The sequence below is a fragment of the Streptomyces sp. NPDC033221 genome (assembly GCF_055577005.1).
On the sequence record NZ_JBVIQN010000090.1, the window covers coordinates 2,501 to 3,506 of the forward strand.

Annotated in this window: 1 rRNA gene (only partly in view); it reads left to right on the plus strand. The window is 56.6% G+C overall.

The features are described from left to right. Positions 1-1,006 (plus strand): 23S ribosomal RNA (locus ACZ53K_RS42610); its annotated part reaches 569 nt to the left of the window's first position; the annotation flags it as partial.

Below are 1,006 nucleotides of genomic sequence, written 5' to 3' on the forward strand. Positions count from 1 at the left end.
ACCGCGGGAGCGGAGTGAAATAGTACCTGAAACCGTGTGCCTACAAGCCGTGGGAGCGTCGCGCAAGAACTTGTTCTTGCGTCGTGACTGCGTGCCTTTTGAAGAATGAGCCTGCGAGTTTGCGGTATGTTGCGAGGTTAACCCGTGTGGGGAAGCCGTAGCGAAAGCGAGTCCGAATAGGGCGTTGAGTAGCGTGCCCAAGACCCGAAGCGGAGTGATCTAGCCATGGGCAGGTTGAAGCGGAGGTAAGACTTCGTGGAGGACCGAACCCACCAGGGTTGAAAACCTGGGGGATGACCTGTGGTTAGGGGTGAAAGGCCAATCAAACTCCGTGATAGCTGGTTCTCCCCGAAATGCATTTAGGTGCAGCGTCGTGTGTTTCTTGCCGGAGGTAGAGCACTGGATAGGCGATGGGCCCTACCGGGTTACTGACCTTAGCCAAACTCCGAATGCCGGTAAGTGAGAGCGCGGCAGTGAGACTGTGGGGGATAAGCTCCATGGTCGAGAGGGAAACAGCCCAGAGCATCGACTAAGGCCCCTAAGCGTGTGCTAAGTGGGAAAGGATGTGGAGTCGCAGAGACAACCAGGAGGTTGGCTTAGAAGCAGCCATCCTTGAAAGAGTGCGTAATAGCTCACTGGTCAAGTGATTCCGCGCCGACAATGTAGCGGGGCTCAAGCACACCGCCGAAGTCGTGTCATTGCAGTATGTACCTCTAACGGGGACTGTGATGGGTAGGGGAGCGTCGTGTGCCGGGTGAAGCAGCACCGGAAGGTAGTTGTGGACGGTTCACGAGTGAGAATGCAGGCATGAGTAGCGATACACACGTGGGAAACGTGTGCGCCGATTGACTAAGGGTTCCTGGGTCAAGCTGATCTGCCCAGGGTAAGTCGGGACCTAAGGCGAGGCCGACAGGCGTAGTCGATGGACAACCGGTTGATATTCCGGTACCCGCTTTGAAGCGCCAAACATCGAATCAGGCGATGCTAAGTCCGTGAAGCCGCCCTG